This window comes from Flavicella sp., assembly GCF_029238425.1.
GTDB lineage: Bacteria > Bacteroidota > Bacteroidia > Flavobacteriales > Flavobacteriaceae > Flavicella.
Genome location: NZ_JAQWGB010000150.1, coordinates 1 through 14861 on the forward strand (window position 1 = coordinate 1; position 14861 = coordinate 14861).

A 14861-nucleotide genomic window follows, 5' to 3' on the forward strand; every position below is an offset into this window, starting at 1 on the left:
TGCAACCTACAGATACGAATTGAGAATGTTCGATGGTTCAGACCCCAATTTCACACCAACAATGCCGAGTCATTCTTATTTAACTATTTCTGAACCTCTTTCAGCAGAAAAAGAAACCTTAAATAAGATTAAAATATATCCAAATCCAACCAACGGGACAATACACATTTCAAATATTGAAAATGCAAAACTAATTCATATTAAAAGTATTTTAGGAAAGCATTTACTTACAATTCCAGCTACGAACATTATAGATTTATCTCATTTTCCAAACGGAATATACATACTTCAAATGGACAATGGCATTTTGAGGAAACTTATCAAAAACTAAACAATTGGATCAAAACTAAACTAAAGCCTTTATAAAAAGCGTAATTCTAACCGAATTACGCTTTTTCTTTTTCATAAAGAACAATTCCATCTGATAGACTAGATAAAGACATTTGTTTCCCTATCAACTTCATCTGTTTCCCAACAAAATTTACTTAACAAGTAATTTTGATACACCAACCAAACTGACCCATTCATGAGATCTAATATTCGAATATTTGTTATTCTCTTTGTAACGATTCTTTTTCACGACGGACAAGCACAAGAATCTAACGTATACATAGATCAAAAGTGCCAACGTTTTATTGGGGAGATTTCTGAACTGGATAGGACTAAATTTTTCTCAGTACATGATACAGGTTCTGATACAGAACAATCAAAATTCCGTTTAGACTATAACGTAACGGGAGGAAGGGGATTTTGGGGCGCCTATTCTTATGCTAAAAGCAAAACTGGAGAAGTAGGAGTCTACCCAGATCCAAGACCTGAAAACAGCACCATCAAAGCTGTGTTATCAAACTATGTAGCCACGGAGCACCCTAGAAGTGCTTTTAAAGATGGACTCAATATTTTTTCCGCTGCAGATTGGGCTGTAGAATACTATAACAATTTTGCCAACAACTCAGGCAGACAAGAGTTTTTCGAAGTCATGAACGAACCTTTTGTACATGCTGATGATTTTTATGAAGGATGGGATCCTGAGGAGAATCAACGTATCAAAACTCAAATGGCTCAGTTTTATAATGAAGTAGGTAAAAGCATCCATGCCAAGCCAGAACTTAAAAACATGAAAGTAATTGGTTACTCTGCCGCATGGCCTTCCATGGAGTTATGGGATTTTGGCCAATGGGAAGATAATATGAAGTTATTTATGGATGTAGCTGGAGAAAACATGTATGGATTTTCTACACATTTGTATGATGGAATTAATGTAACCGGCCAGGACAGTAAAAGATCTGGTAGTAATTCGGAAGCTATTCTAGACATCATAGAAAACTATAGCATGCTGAAATGGAATAAAATAAAACCACATGCCATAACAGAATATGGAGCTATTGAAAAAGGATATGGTGACGATTACAGTGATTTAGCGAGCATTCAAACGGTTGCTTCCATAAATCATATCCTTTTAAATCTATTAGATAGAGAAGACAGAATTTGTAATTCTATTCCATTTATAACAGGTAAGGCTACTTGGCATATTACGGCAGAAAATAATTACCAACCCTACGGTGCGGTTCTTTGGAAACCTACCAACATAGGCGTACCAGTAGACCAAATAGAAGACTGGGAATACACACCTAGAATCCTTTTTTATGAACTTTGGAAAAATGTTGAGGGAAAAAGAGTGTTGATAAAAAGTGACAATCCTGATATTCAATGCCATGCATTTGTAAAAAATGCTAAAATGTATGTTGCTCTCAATAATCTTGATGAACATGAACAAAAAGTGAATTTGAATTTCCTCTCAAACACAACACTTTTAGAATCTGTACTTGTTAAAGATTTGATCATTTACCCACAACAAGCACATGTTTATACTAGCAACTCCTCAAGCACAAGTCCATCCGAAATAAACCTAATCAAAGATGAATTTGTAATGCTCGAATACACTTTTAAAGAAAATATTGAGTTCAGCAATTCTGTAAAAACAAGCAATTATTATGCTTCAAATTATCTTGAACCGATTACTACAAATAATGAAATCAACTACACTTTTAACAATATCATCAAAGGAAGCGGATTTGCGAACCTTAGAATGAGTATTGGTAGGAAACATGATGTCACGAAAAAACCTATTGTAAAAGTAAATGGTGTAGAGGTTGAAGTCCCAACAAACTATAAAGGTTATGATCAAGCAGATAGGGAAGATTTTTTTGGTATGATTGAGATTCCTTTTTCAGTCAACCTGCTAAATGAAAACAACAACAGTGTCTCAGTTATCTTTCCTGATAACGGTGGTCATATAAGTTCTATGATCCTTGCAACGGATATCTATGAAAAAGAAATTGGTTCTATGAGTGTAAAAACCATCTCTAATCCTTGTCCTGACACCCAAGAAGGAGCCATTCTTTTTAATCCCATTTTCTCTGATGTATACACGGCTAGAATCTATAATGATACTTATGATGAAACCTACACTTTTAGCGAAAACTTGAGCGTTGAAAATTTACCTAACGGAATTTATTCCATCGCCCTTTCAGCTGCACAAAATGAAAACTACCAAGAATCACTGCAAGTTGTAATCACCTCACCGGACGCCTTACAGGTAAGCAGTAAAACAAACCAAACAAAAAAGACTACTATCTTAACTCTTAAAGGCGGAAACATATTTGAAATTTCACACAATCATAAGACGTTCAAGACTTCATTAAATACAATTGAAATTCCTTTAAAAAACGGAACCAACAAAATATCAGTAAAAACAGACAAGGACTGTCAAGGTATTTATAAAAATGAAATTTCCATAGGAAACGAAATTTTTGGATATCCAAACCCGGCCAATGATTTTTATACTATTGATTTTGGACAAGACCCAAGTTCATCTTCAACAATTTACATCTACAATTCATTAGGTAAACTTGTTTTATCCAAACAGATAACAATTCACGACAATAAAGCTCAAATTGACACTACCCCTTTATCAATTGGCATGTATCATATAAAGATAGAGACGTTACAAAAAAGTAATACTCTCACAATTCATAAAACCAAATAATTAAAGTATTCAAATTTAAACTCAATGATTTCATTTAAAAAATTATTTCTCATCCCAGTAATTCTGATGCAATTTCAGATTTCCGCCAGGGACATATATGTTTCTAAATCTGGAAACGATACTAATAGTGGTACCGAAACAAGTCCGTACTTATCCATTACAAAAGCAGCTAACGTTGCGGTTGCTGGAGATGTTGTATTTATCAAAGAAGGTACTTATGAAGAAACTTTAGCTCCTGCAAATTCAGGTTCTTCCGGCAATCCTATTATTTTCCAATCTTATCCAGGAGACAGAGTAATCATTTCTGCAATGCAAGCTTTGGAAGGTTGGACGCAAGATTCAGGGTCTATTTATAAAACAACAATTCCGTTCAACTCTTTAGGTCAAGAAAATTTTGTTATGCATAACGAGACGGCTTTAGATTTGGCAAGATGGCCAAATAAAGTTCAACCCGGTGCCTTTTCTTTAAACTCACTAAGAAATACTGGTGGTAGTAACTCCAATGTAATAAATAATGCATATTTAGAAGAGAATACTATCCCGAATATTGATTGGACCGATGGGGCTGTTTGGTTTTACGGTGACAAACCTGGATCTGGTTGGATTGCTTGGAAATCAATAATTACAAGTAGTTCTTCAGGAAGAGTTAATTTCAATCTAGATAAAGACCCTGATTGGATACGTACTTTTCATGCACCTGCAGATTTAGGTGATTTTTATTTAGAAGGTGTAAAAGCAGCCTTAGATTATCAAAATGAATGGTACTTCAACCCTTCTACAATGGAGCTTTTTATACAATTACCAGGCGGCTCAGCACCCGAAGATGGTAATGTAAAAATGAGAAGAAGAAAAGAAACCATAAATTTAAAAGACAGAAAACACATTGAAATTAGAAATCTGGCTGTTTTTGGAGGAGGAATAAATATGGAAGACTCTACCACATGGCAAACAAACTCTAAAACCACCAACAATGTCCTTTATGGTATTTCTTCATTTTATGGAGCATATACTCAAGGTGTTGTGACCAGTTTCAATTCTGGTGTTGCTGCACTTAAACTACAAGGATCCTATAACACTATAGAAAAATGTGAAATAGCTTTTGGTGCTGGTACCGGAATTAACGCAAGAGGTGAAAACAATACCATCAAAGACAATTACATTCATGATTTTAATACACTAGGTTCTTATGATGCCCCTGCTGTTTTAAGAGGAATGAAGAACTCAAAATTCATTAATAACACAGTAAGCAACGGAGGTAGAGATGCAGTGAATTATAGTGGAGAAAACAATGAAATTGCTTACAATGATATTTCAAAAAGTAATTTAATTGCAGATGACTGTGGTCTTTTTTACACCGTAGGAAGACAAAACAACACTGTAATTCATCACAATTGGTTTCATGATGCACTATCTAGAGATGGTCTTAAAAAAGCAGCAGGTATCTATTTAGATAATAATGCAGCCGGATTTTCTGTACACCATAATGTCATATGGAACACGAAATGGACGGGTATACAAATAAACTGGAACGGTACAGATATAGACATTTTTAACAATACACTATGGAATAATGAGGGCGGAACAATGGGTGCATGGCATAAGGAAGGAACCGCTTTTAGTAATGTTAATGTATGGAACAACCTTGGGGGGGATGACGAATGGGAACCTCAATCAGACAAACAAAATAATCTAACAACAACAGCAGATTCTTTTCAGAATATAAGTACAGGAAATTTCAATCTAACAGCTACTTCTGAAGCTATTGATTCAGGTAAGCTAATCCCCGGAATAACTGATGGATACATTGGAAACTCCCCAGACATAGGTGCAAATGAATATGGAGGAACAAAATGGGTAGCCGGAGTAACTTGGAACTATAAATTGAGTCCAAATGGTTTAGGCTGTTATGGACTTCCGGGCGAGGACTGCTTGACCTTTCCAAAAGATGATCAAGACAAAGATGGTGTTGGAGACGCAGATGACATTTGTCCAGATACTCCTTTTGGAACACCAGTTAACACACAAGGATGTCCTGTTTTCACACTTGAAACTGATAATTTTAAAATTTTAAGCACAGGTGAGACTTGCTCAGGTGCTGCCGATGGAACAATTTCAATTATTGCCAATGAAAATCTTGAATATATCGCAACTCTTGAAAACTCCTCTATTGCCAATGAATTTAACAACGCTACTTCTTTTTCAGGTTTAGCGGCAGGAAACTATGTCATAAAAATAAGCATCAAAGACAACGATAGTTTTCTTCAAAGTTTTAATTTAAATATCACACAGCCTTCCAACTTATTTGTTAAATCAAATATCTCCAAAAACAAAAAAACGGTAAACCTTGAACTCTCAGGTGCTGAGTTCTATAGAATTCGGGTAAATGAAACGACCTATATGACGGATCAAAACGAATTTGAAATTGAACTGACAGCTCCATCCAATAAAATTTTAGTGTCGACAAATAAAGACTGTCAAGGAACTCATGAAGAATCGATTTCTATCTCGAATACTCAACTATTTGCCTCTAATCCTGTAGGTGAAACACTTTTAATTTCTACGATAAACTTTTTGGATTATAACTTAAATTATCAGATTTATTCAACAACAGGTCAAATCATTAAATCTGGACAAACACAACTCTTAGACAATTCGATCATAATTGATTTCTCAGACATCCCATCAGGAATGTATTTGATCAATATCATTTCTAAAAATCATAAAATACAATCTAAAATTATTAAAAAATGATACTTTTAAAAAGACTTACATATATATTATTAGTTACTTTCATCATTCAGAGTTGTTCATCTGGATCCGAGGATATAGATGATGGGAGTGGTAACTCCGTTGAACAAACTCCAACCTTAATATTTCCTTTAAATGATTCAGAATGCTTTCAAGGAACTATCATTTCTGATACTAGAAGTGACGTTTTATTTGAATGGAATGGCACCGCATCGGCAAGCAGTTATATTCTAACTTTAACGAACCTAAATACAAATAAAGAAAGTGGTATCACTTCTACTGAGACAAGTAAAAAAGTAACGCTTGAAAGAGGTGTACCCTACTCTTGGTACGTTATTGCAATTGGAGAAAGATTTTCGGACCAGACCAAAAGTTCTGAATGGAAATTTTACAATGCGGGATTGGGAACACAAAACTACGCTCCCTTTCCAGCTGAAGCAACTTATCCAATCATGGGAAGTACAGCACCAACAAATTTTAATTTAACTTGGAATTCGAGTGATTTAGATGGAGACAACTTAAGTTATGAAATTTTTATGGACACCAATGCTTCTCCAACAACTTCAATTGCAAGCGTTACAGTAAATGAGTATTGGATCAGTTCACTCTCAAGTGATACTATATACTATTGGAAAATTATTACAAAGGACAGTTACGGAAATGAATCTACGTCACCCATTTTTGATTTCCGAACTCAATAAGAACTCTCTTTAATTCATGTAAAAAACAAAAGCCTAGAAAAATATTTCTAGGCTTTTGTTTTTATATAATTCTGCATCTGCTAAATTCTATAGTTTGCATTAAGTATAAATCAACTAATTAGTTTTAGAATATTATAGCTGTCTAGTTAATATACAGTTCGTGTTTTTTATATATCTTGATATTGTTATTATTTTGTGAAGCAAACAAAACCACTAATTACATGAAACTATTTAACTTAAAACAATTAATTTTATTCAGTCTATTTTTTGTTCTAACATCACATCAAGTTTTTTCTCAAGAAAAAACTATTGAATTAACTGGAATAATTATGGATGAAACACCAATGACACTGCCTTATGTTGCCATTGGAATATCCAACAAAAATATTGGTACATCAAGTAACGAAGATGGGGAATTCAATCTTCGTATTTCTGATGCAGAATTAAAAGACACTTTGTACGTTTCTTATCTAGGATTTAATACCTATAAAACATTGGTATCTGACTTTATCGCTTCAGAAAACAAAACAATTACTTTAACTGAGAATGTTGTTTCCTTGGAAGATATTGTTCTTCTTCCAGCAAAGGATTATGTGCTTAATGCTTTAAAAAATCTAAAATTAAATACACTTAGTTCCATTCACCAAACAGACTTTTTATATAGAAGAGCAGCTACTGAAGGAGGAAGAGCCAAATTTTTTGTTGAAAACTATATAAAAATCAAAGATCGAGGACCTGCCTACTGGATGGGCAGAGTGGAAGTTAGTGAAATTAGAAAATCTGCCGATTACAGAATATGGAAACGTGAACAATGGAGACACTCTATCACAAGTATGTTTGAAGTAAACCCTCTAGTTCCTAATGACTCTCAGCACAGAAGGAATTTGAAAAAATTTAACTGGAAGAAAACAGGAGACTCTTCGTATGAAGGAGAAGATGTTGTGATACTAACAGGAAGTAACCCTAAGAAAAAATGGGAAAAAATTATTCTTTATATTGGGTTAGACAGTTATAAAGTCTACAGAATTGAACGTGGAAGCTCGTTATATATTTACAAAAAACACAAAAGTGGCAGATTATATCTAAGTTATTATCATAATGAATGGAAATTCCCTAAGGATCAAATCCCACAAAAATACTGGGGAACGCCTGCGGAACATGTACACTACAGACTGGAAGCTTTCGCTTATAAAGTGGAAACTGATAAAAAGAAAATAGATGTAACTGAATTTGGTATTGAAAAAGACATGGGATCTATTGACTTGCCATATCATAAAGATTTCTGGTCTGGTTTAAGTACGCCACCCGAAACTAAATTCTATAAAAAAATTAAAACAGAACTTGAAGGACTTTACGGAGTGCCTATTCAAACACAATTTAATATCTCTAACAAGTAAGTTTTTAAATAAAAAATAAAAAAGCCCTATTCTTAAAAGAATAGGGCTTTTTTATACACGAGTAATCAAAACAATTATTCAGGTTTCTGCAACGTCAATCTAAAGGAATCTATCCCATGGTAATTTGACCTTGCGGCTATTTCTATGGTGTATTCTTTGGCCTCAGAAAAAGTAGCATAAACTTGATGTGGATTATGATCTGAAGTACTACTCGTCCAGCTCCAACCGATCGTATTTGTATAAATCTTGAAAAAACCATTCCCATTTTCACCTGCTGGATTTGGTGTTTTTCCTGATCCCTTAGGATACACTATTGTTCCAGTAGCATTCTTAAATCCATAAAAATTATCAGCATCAGGCATTCTCAACCAACTATCATTATGTTCAGTCGCTGGTTTTTCATCCGCTAACTTTGCTATAAAGGACCTCCATTGGAACAAATAAGTTCCAGGCACTGTTACATTTATTTTATATGTTAAAAGACCTGCTTTACCTATATCCTCTGCACCTTTCCAAAATTGAGCTGCACCTTCCCAAACTATATATCCATTACCTGTATAACCATCATTGTCTGTTTTCTCTTTCCAGTCTGCCACTAAAGTTGCAGTCTCTGCTTCTACAGCAATGACAGTTGGAACAAAAGGAGCTTCACACTCACATGTTTCTTCATTTAAAGTTTCACCTGAATCACACACCAAAGTACAAGGAACAGGATCCTCCTCACACTCACATGTTTCATCATTTAATGTAAAACCCGTTTCACAAACCTCTTCACAAACGAAAATATTTTCTTCACAATTACAGGTTTCTTCATTTAAAACATATTCCCCACGACATGTTTTTATACAAGGTTCATCTCCCAACTCATCTGTTTCTCCTGCAGAATCGGAGCAACTCGAAAGAACCATTAAAAATATTATTGATGCTATTAATTTGAAAAAATGCTTACTAATTTTCATAAATTTTATCTTTAGCTATTTTTTAATTATTGAAATTTGATCCAATCAAGATTTAATACATACTTCGCGTCTCCTTGAAAAGTTAACTTTATATCTTGGACTCCTTTCAACTTTTTGCTTACCGGTACTTCTATTTCTTTCCATGTATTCCAGTTTCCTGTGTTTGGAACTTTTATGGTTGCAACTCGCTCACCACCTACAAAAACATGGATCGTTCCTCCTTGTAACCCTGAACTTACTCTAGCTGTTACTGTTTTAGGTTTAGACTTCCCAAAATCAACAGAATTATAAGTAACCCAAGCACCATTTTCAACATAATCTAACTGCCAGTTAACATTTGAGTCACCTTTTATTCTACTTACCTTAACTTTATGGGCATCTGAGTATCTGTCAATTTGAATAGGCTTATCAATTGATGTTAACCCAACTCCTCTTAAGGTTGCTTTTTTCTTTATAATCATATCTTTTTCATCAAAGAACAAACTATCTGCTCGCATAGATCGCAGGTGTTGATTGTTTGAAATATCATGATGATGATAAAAAATATACCATTGCTTTTTAAACTCCACTATAGAATGATGATTCGTCCAAATACCGTCCTTGAATCTATCCATCACAACACCTTTGTAATCGAAAGGTCCCATTGGATTTTTACCAACCGCATATGCAATCTCCTCAGACCCTGATGCATCATGAGGAAATGTAAAATAATAAACTCCCTTTTTCTTAAAAACAAAAGACCCCTCTTTATATTTACCAGGTAATTCTTTCACTATTTTGGCTTTACCTTTTATTGACTTCATATCACTATTTAATTCGGCAACCATAAGGTTTTTCCCTCCACCAAAATACAAATAGGCTTTACCATCATCATCTACCAATACATTTGGATCGATACCATTCACACCTTTGATATAATCATTCTCTAAAGTATAAGGTCCTTCTGGTGCTGTTGCAGTTGCCACACCTACTCTTCTAAAGGCACTTTTATCTGTTGGCGGTGCTGGAAAATAATAATAGTAGATTCCATCTTTCTCCACACAATCAGGCGCCCACATTCCAAATCCATCTTTTACACCCCAAGGCACTTCTGTCTGATCAATAATTTTTCCATGATCTTCCCAATTGACCAAATCCTCAGAAGAAAAGACGTTATATGAAGGCATACAAAAACCATTTTCACCTTTACCTTCTTCACAAACTATATCTGTTGAAGGAAAAACATACATTTTTCCATTCATAACTCTCGCCGTAGGATCGGCTGTATACATATGCGTAACCAATGGGTTCTGAGCATTTAAAAAACTTAATGTTCCAAGTACAAGAACTAAAATAATTTTTAATAATTTCATTACATATAAATTTACTGGTTAACCCAAAAGAAATGTTCCTTCTAAATTTCTTGGGTAGGAATTTGATTAATTAATAGTAGGTAAATAAATCTCATCTAATTCAACAGCTGGGTCTTTTTTATACCCTAACAACTGTTGCAAACCAAGAGAAGAATCATAAAAGCTCAAATAATCAATACATGCATTTTTTGATCTTCCTGAAATTATTAATGTATATTCTTCATCTTTTATTAAATTATAACTGGCCAAACCCTTAACATGATCTATCTCTAAAGTTGTCATTACGCCAAGAGACCTAGGAAGACTTCCATTTACCCCTCTTCCAAAATATTTCTGAGGCACTTTCAATTGCTCTGTAGAAAAGCTCGTGGCAGAAGTAAAATCACCTTTCAACTGAATCCAAATATCATTGCTATGATCATCATGAAAAGACTCACCCACTGGAAAATTTTGCAACAAACGCCCAACCAAATTGTACTTAGCCGTCTTTGGACATGTGAAAACTATTTCAATAGGCGATTTTGGACTCCCGCCTCCAGATGAATTCCCTTCAAACTCTAAATAATCTTCATTTATAGGTGCTAAAGTTGTATTGTCAAAATATTCGGCATCTCCTTTTTTTCTATACTTCCATTCACCAAGATCTGACTTTGTAATCTCAGGTTCAAATACTAAAAAGTTTGGTCCATATTTTATCCCATCTACGATCTTAATTTCCACGTCACTAGATTCACCCCCTGTTTCGCCTTCTTCTTCCTCAACTTCACTAGGTCCTTGACTCTTGTCAATTCCCTCTTCATTTTGAGAAATATTTTCATCTCCAGCGCACGATGTTAAGATCAAAGAAAAGAGCATAACGAATAGTATTCTATATTTTTTCATTCAGTATTTAGTTTTTCAAATTGATTATTGATATGAATCAAAACTACAGTTGACGGCTGATTTCAAAGGCAACAAATGATTTTATAAGGAGCATTCTTATCTTATTAACGAAAAAAACCTCCCATCTATAGAAAGGAGGTTTCTTGAAAACATAATTTACACCCCCAATATTCATAGGGATTTGTACACATCTAGCGATATAAAAAACACATACTATTCAATAAGTGTTTTTAGAATCTAATTCTTTCCGCTTTTATAGTTCCTGAAAACGGAATCAGATAGAATGAATAACTATAGGTACCTGGTTCTATTCTATACTCTTTGTGTGGTTCAGCTCTTGGCGACCAAGTATCATCACCACCCACACCTGTCTGAATCAAATCCACTTGCACAGAAGATGTTTTTGTTTCTATCAAATCTTTTGTGAATTGAGCTTCTTGAAGATTGTATAATTTAAATGGTACAACACTAAAACTCAATAAGTCATCCCCTTTTACCAATAGCCCTTTTGAATTATTATGAATCTTAAACCATCGAGTATCCGTATGGTTTCCGTATTCACTAGGTTTCACATAACCATAGCTCATCGTTTTAATCAAACCTGAATACAATCCTACTTCAGCGCCATAATTTCTATCGATATAATTTGGCTGAGGACCTCTTCCTAAATAGCTAAGATTTTGATAAGAGGATGCAACATCAAACTGCATTCCAACTCTTGGTACATTGGGAGCGGAGGCATCAATATTTGATTCATAATCCACCTTTAATTTTCCATTCCCCAAAACAGTATAGATTAGCTTTACCTGTACTTTTGGATTTGCAATTTCCCCTTCAACACTAACAACAACACTTCCTTTTTTATTAGAATCAACACTAAATTTCTTCACTACAAATCTATCCTCAGCATGCATCCAATCTCTTTCTACAGACAATTTCTTTGCACGACGGTACGCCATATCATTTTCTGTCTCTGCTCGCCAAAAATTCAACTTCAACGGTGATTTTAATAAATCCATACCATTTGACTGATAGCTGCTTACATATCCACTTGTCTTATCTATTTTTAAAACAACATACTTGTTTGATATTGTAACTTCCTTCTCAGTTTCTTTCATTTGCAAAGCAGAATTACTCGATTGAACCGCGATTGGTTTTACAGAATAATCTAACTTAAACTGATCTTGAAAAACAACATACCCTCTCTTCTCCCAAAGTTGGTCTTCTTTCAATTTTCCATAAATATTTATAAAATATTCACTTCCACTATGTAATTTTGGTTGTTTTAATTTCAACTGAAACGTTTCCTTTTCAAAAGCTTTTGCAGAAAGACCTTCTTTTAGCATTCCCTTCTTTACAACCCTACCATTTTCTGTAAGCTCCCAAAATATTTCATATTTAGTTAAATCTTGAGCATGATGTCTGTTGGTGATTTCAAACTTTCCTGTTTTAGGATCTTCTGAGCTAATTACAACCGGTTGATTTACCTTTTTACATGCTATAATTTCTGGTTTAGGAGTTCTATCTGAGGCTATAATACCATTGATACAGAAACTCCCGTCATTTGGTGTATCTCCAAAATCTCCACCATAAGCATAATAGGCAACACCATTTTCATCTTTTCTAAGTATCCCTTGATCAATCCAATCCCAAATAAATCCACCTAAAGCTCTGTCATTTTTATAAATTACATCCCAGTATTCTTTCATGTTCCCTACAGAATTCCCCATAGCATGCGCATACTCACACATTACAACTGGACGATTATCAAAACTTGTATCATCTATCAAATGTTGCAATTCTGCTGGCTGAGGATACATTCTACTCAACATATCTACCCATTTAGGATCCGTTGGATTTCCTTGATCCTGAGAGAAAAATGCTTTTTTATATCTTGGATCTGTAGGATCTCCTTGCGCTCCTTCATAATGCACAAATCTTGTAGGATCAAATTCTTTTATCCATCCGGCCATGGCTGCATGATTTGGCCCCTTACCTGATTCATTTCCTAAAGACCACATCACGATACTCGGATGGTTTTTATCTCTTTCTACCATTCGTATGGCTCTTTCTAAATAAGCACTTCCCCATTCCGGAACATTAGACAAAAGACCTCTAACTCCATGCGTCTCTAGATTTGCTTCATCCATCACATAGATTCCATATTGATCACATAAATCATAGAAATATGGGTCATTTGGATAGTGTGATGTTCTTACAGCGTTGAAATTAAATTGTTTCATCAACCTAACATCCTCTTCCATATCAGATCTAGAAACCGTTTTCCCATTACTCATATGATGATCATGACGATTTACTCCGATTAATTTTACTGGATTTCCATTCACTAAAAAACGTCCTCGTTCATCAAAAGCCAACTCTCTAAAACCAACCTTAGCACTTGTAAATTCAACAGCATTTCCGTCAGCATCTTTTAATGTAAATAACAACGTGTACAAATACGGGTTGTCTGACGACCATTTTTTAGGCGACTTCACTTCTGTTTCCATCAACCCGAAATACACATTATCTCTTTGAGGATATCTTTCAGAAAAAAACTTCTTTAACGGCATCTCTAAAGAGGCTCCATAATTTTTACCTTCTGCATCTATTAACTGAGTTGACAAAGTCCATTTATCAACAGTAGTAGCGAGTGGTGCAACACCAAAATGGCCTACTTTTTTAATGTATTTATTCTTAATATTTGCAATAAATTCTGGTCTTATCTGAAGCAATGCATTTTCGTAATTCTCATCAAAATCAGTACGGATATGAAAATCTGAAATCCGAACTTTTGGAACAGCCTTGATAAAAACTTCCCTTTCAATACCACTCATTCTCCAGTGGTCCTGAGCTTCCATATAGCTTCCATCTGCCCAGCGATATACTTTTACTGCAATTTTATTTTTCCCGGTTTTTAAATGTTTTGTTACATCAAACTCAGAAGGCAATCTCGTATCCTCACTATACCCTACAAACTTTCCGTTTACCCAAACATAGTAGGCAGAAGAAACACCACCAAAATGTAAAATAACATCTCTAGTAGACCATGACTCATCAATATCAATGGTTTTTATATAATGTCCAACTGGATTATCATGGTGATTGATCAGTGGATAATCACTAAAAAAAGGATAGGTTGAATTTGTATAAATAGGTGTCCCATAACCTCTCATTTCCCAATTAGAAGGAACGTCAATAGATTTCCATGAACTGGCATCAAAATCCTCCTTCTGAAACTCATCAGAAGCATCCGCAGGTTTTGCAACCCATGAAAATTTCCAGTCACCGTTCAGGGATTTAAAAAAGGATGATTTTTCACGAACATTTGACTTTGCCAGATTTGCATCTTCGTAAGAATAAAACGTTGCCGTTGCTGGTAATTTATTTATTTGATTTACCTGAGGATTTTCCCAATCGTTTTGTTGTGCAAAAGAATTGACTGCTGTAAAAAGCAATAAGGAGAGAATAATTTTTTTCATAAAATTAATTGTAAAACGTGATTGAATTTTGTTGTATAACAAATTTGCGTCTTAATTCGCTTTTAAGGTAAGCCAAATGTTTTTATAAGGGAAACAAATGCTTTATTTATCTAGATAAAAACTGAATCTACCAGCTATTACGGGATATGTATAGTATTTCCTTATACATTAATAAATTTTTAAAATTTCAATTAATGCTTTCTGTTTACTACCTTTGATTTCATTATAAATAAATAAAAAAATATATTATGGCTTTTGAATTACCAAAATTACCATACGCATATGATGCGT

9 protein-coding genes are annotated in these 14861 nt (G+C 34.3%); 5 read left to right on the plus strand and 4 right to left on the minus strand.

Annotated elements, in window-relative coordinates:
- The 5 genes from P8H68_RS10675 to P8H68_RS10695 all read left to right on the plus strand — a co-directional run.
- The coding region (locus P8H68_RS10675; protein ID WP_300324718.1) for a T9SS type A sorting domain-containing protein at positions 1-331 on the plus strand (331 nt) is incomplete at its 5' end.
- 195 nt (positions 332-526) lie between these two features.
- On the plus strand, positions 527-3049 hold the full coding sequence (locus tag P8H68_RS10680) for a T9SS type A sorting domain-containing protein (protein ID WP_300324721.1): 2523 nt from the start codon (positions 527-529) through the stop codon (positions 3047-3049).
- 24 nt (positions 3050-3073) lie between these two features.
- Positions 3074-5800 (plus strand): T9SS type A sorting domain-containing protein, encoded by a 2727-nt coding sequence (locus tag P8H68_RS10685; RefSeq protein WP_300324724.1) that lies wholly within the window; start codon positions 3074-3076, stop codon positions 5798-5800.
- Positions 5797-6498 carry a hypothetical protein gene (locus tag P8H68_RS10690; protein WP_300324727.1) on the plus strand — a complete coding sequence of 234 codons (702 nt, stop codon included), beginning with the start codon at positions 5797-5799 and terminating at the stop codon, positions 6496-6498. The genes P8H68_RS10685 and P8H68_RS10690 overlap by 4 nt, the downstream gene beginning before the upstream one ends.
- 221 nt (positions 6499-6719) lie before the next feature.
- The gene (locus tag P8H68_RS10695) at positions 6720-7895 is read left to right on the plus strand and encodes a carboxypeptidase-like regulatory domain-containing protein (protein ID WP_300324730.1); all 1176 of its coding nucleotides are present in this window, start codon (positions 6720-6722) and stop codon (positions 7893-7895) included.
- A gap of 74 nt (positions 7896-7969) precedes the next feature.
- Here the strand turns inward: P8H68_RS10695 and P8H68_RS10700 are convergent, their stop codons facing one another.
- From P8H68_RS10700 to P8H68_RS10715, 4 genes are all read right to left on the minus strand, one after another.
- Positions 7970-8854 carry a hypothetical protein gene (locus P8H68_RS10700; protein ID WP_300324733.1) on the minus strand — a complete coding sequence of 295 codons (885 nt, stop codon included), beginning with the start codon at positions 8852-8854 and terminating at the stop codon, positions 7970-7972.
- Positions 8855-8880: 26 nt separating this feature from the next.
- Positions 8881-10206, minus strand: coding sequence for a family 43 glycosylhydrolase (locus P8H68_RS10705; RefSeq protein WP_300324736.1), 1326 nt, complete (start codon positions 10204-10206; stop codon positions 8881-8883).
- A gap of 66 nt (positions 10207-10272) precedes the next feature.
- Positions 10273-11088 (minus strand): hypothetical protein, encoded by an 816-nt coding sequence (locus P8H68_RS10710; protein ID WP_300324739.1) that lies wholly within the window; start codon positions 11086-11088, stop codon positions 10273-10275.
- Between the two features lie 230 nt (positions 11089-11318).
- The gene (locus tag P8H68_RS10715) at positions 11319-14570 is read right to left on the minus strand and encodes a glycoside hydrolase family 2 TIM barrel-domain containing protein (RefSeq protein WP_300324742.1); all 3252 of its coding nucleotides are present in this window, start codon (positions 14568-14570) and stop codon (positions 11319-11321) included.
- Positions 14571-14861 lie beyond the last annotated feature (291 nt).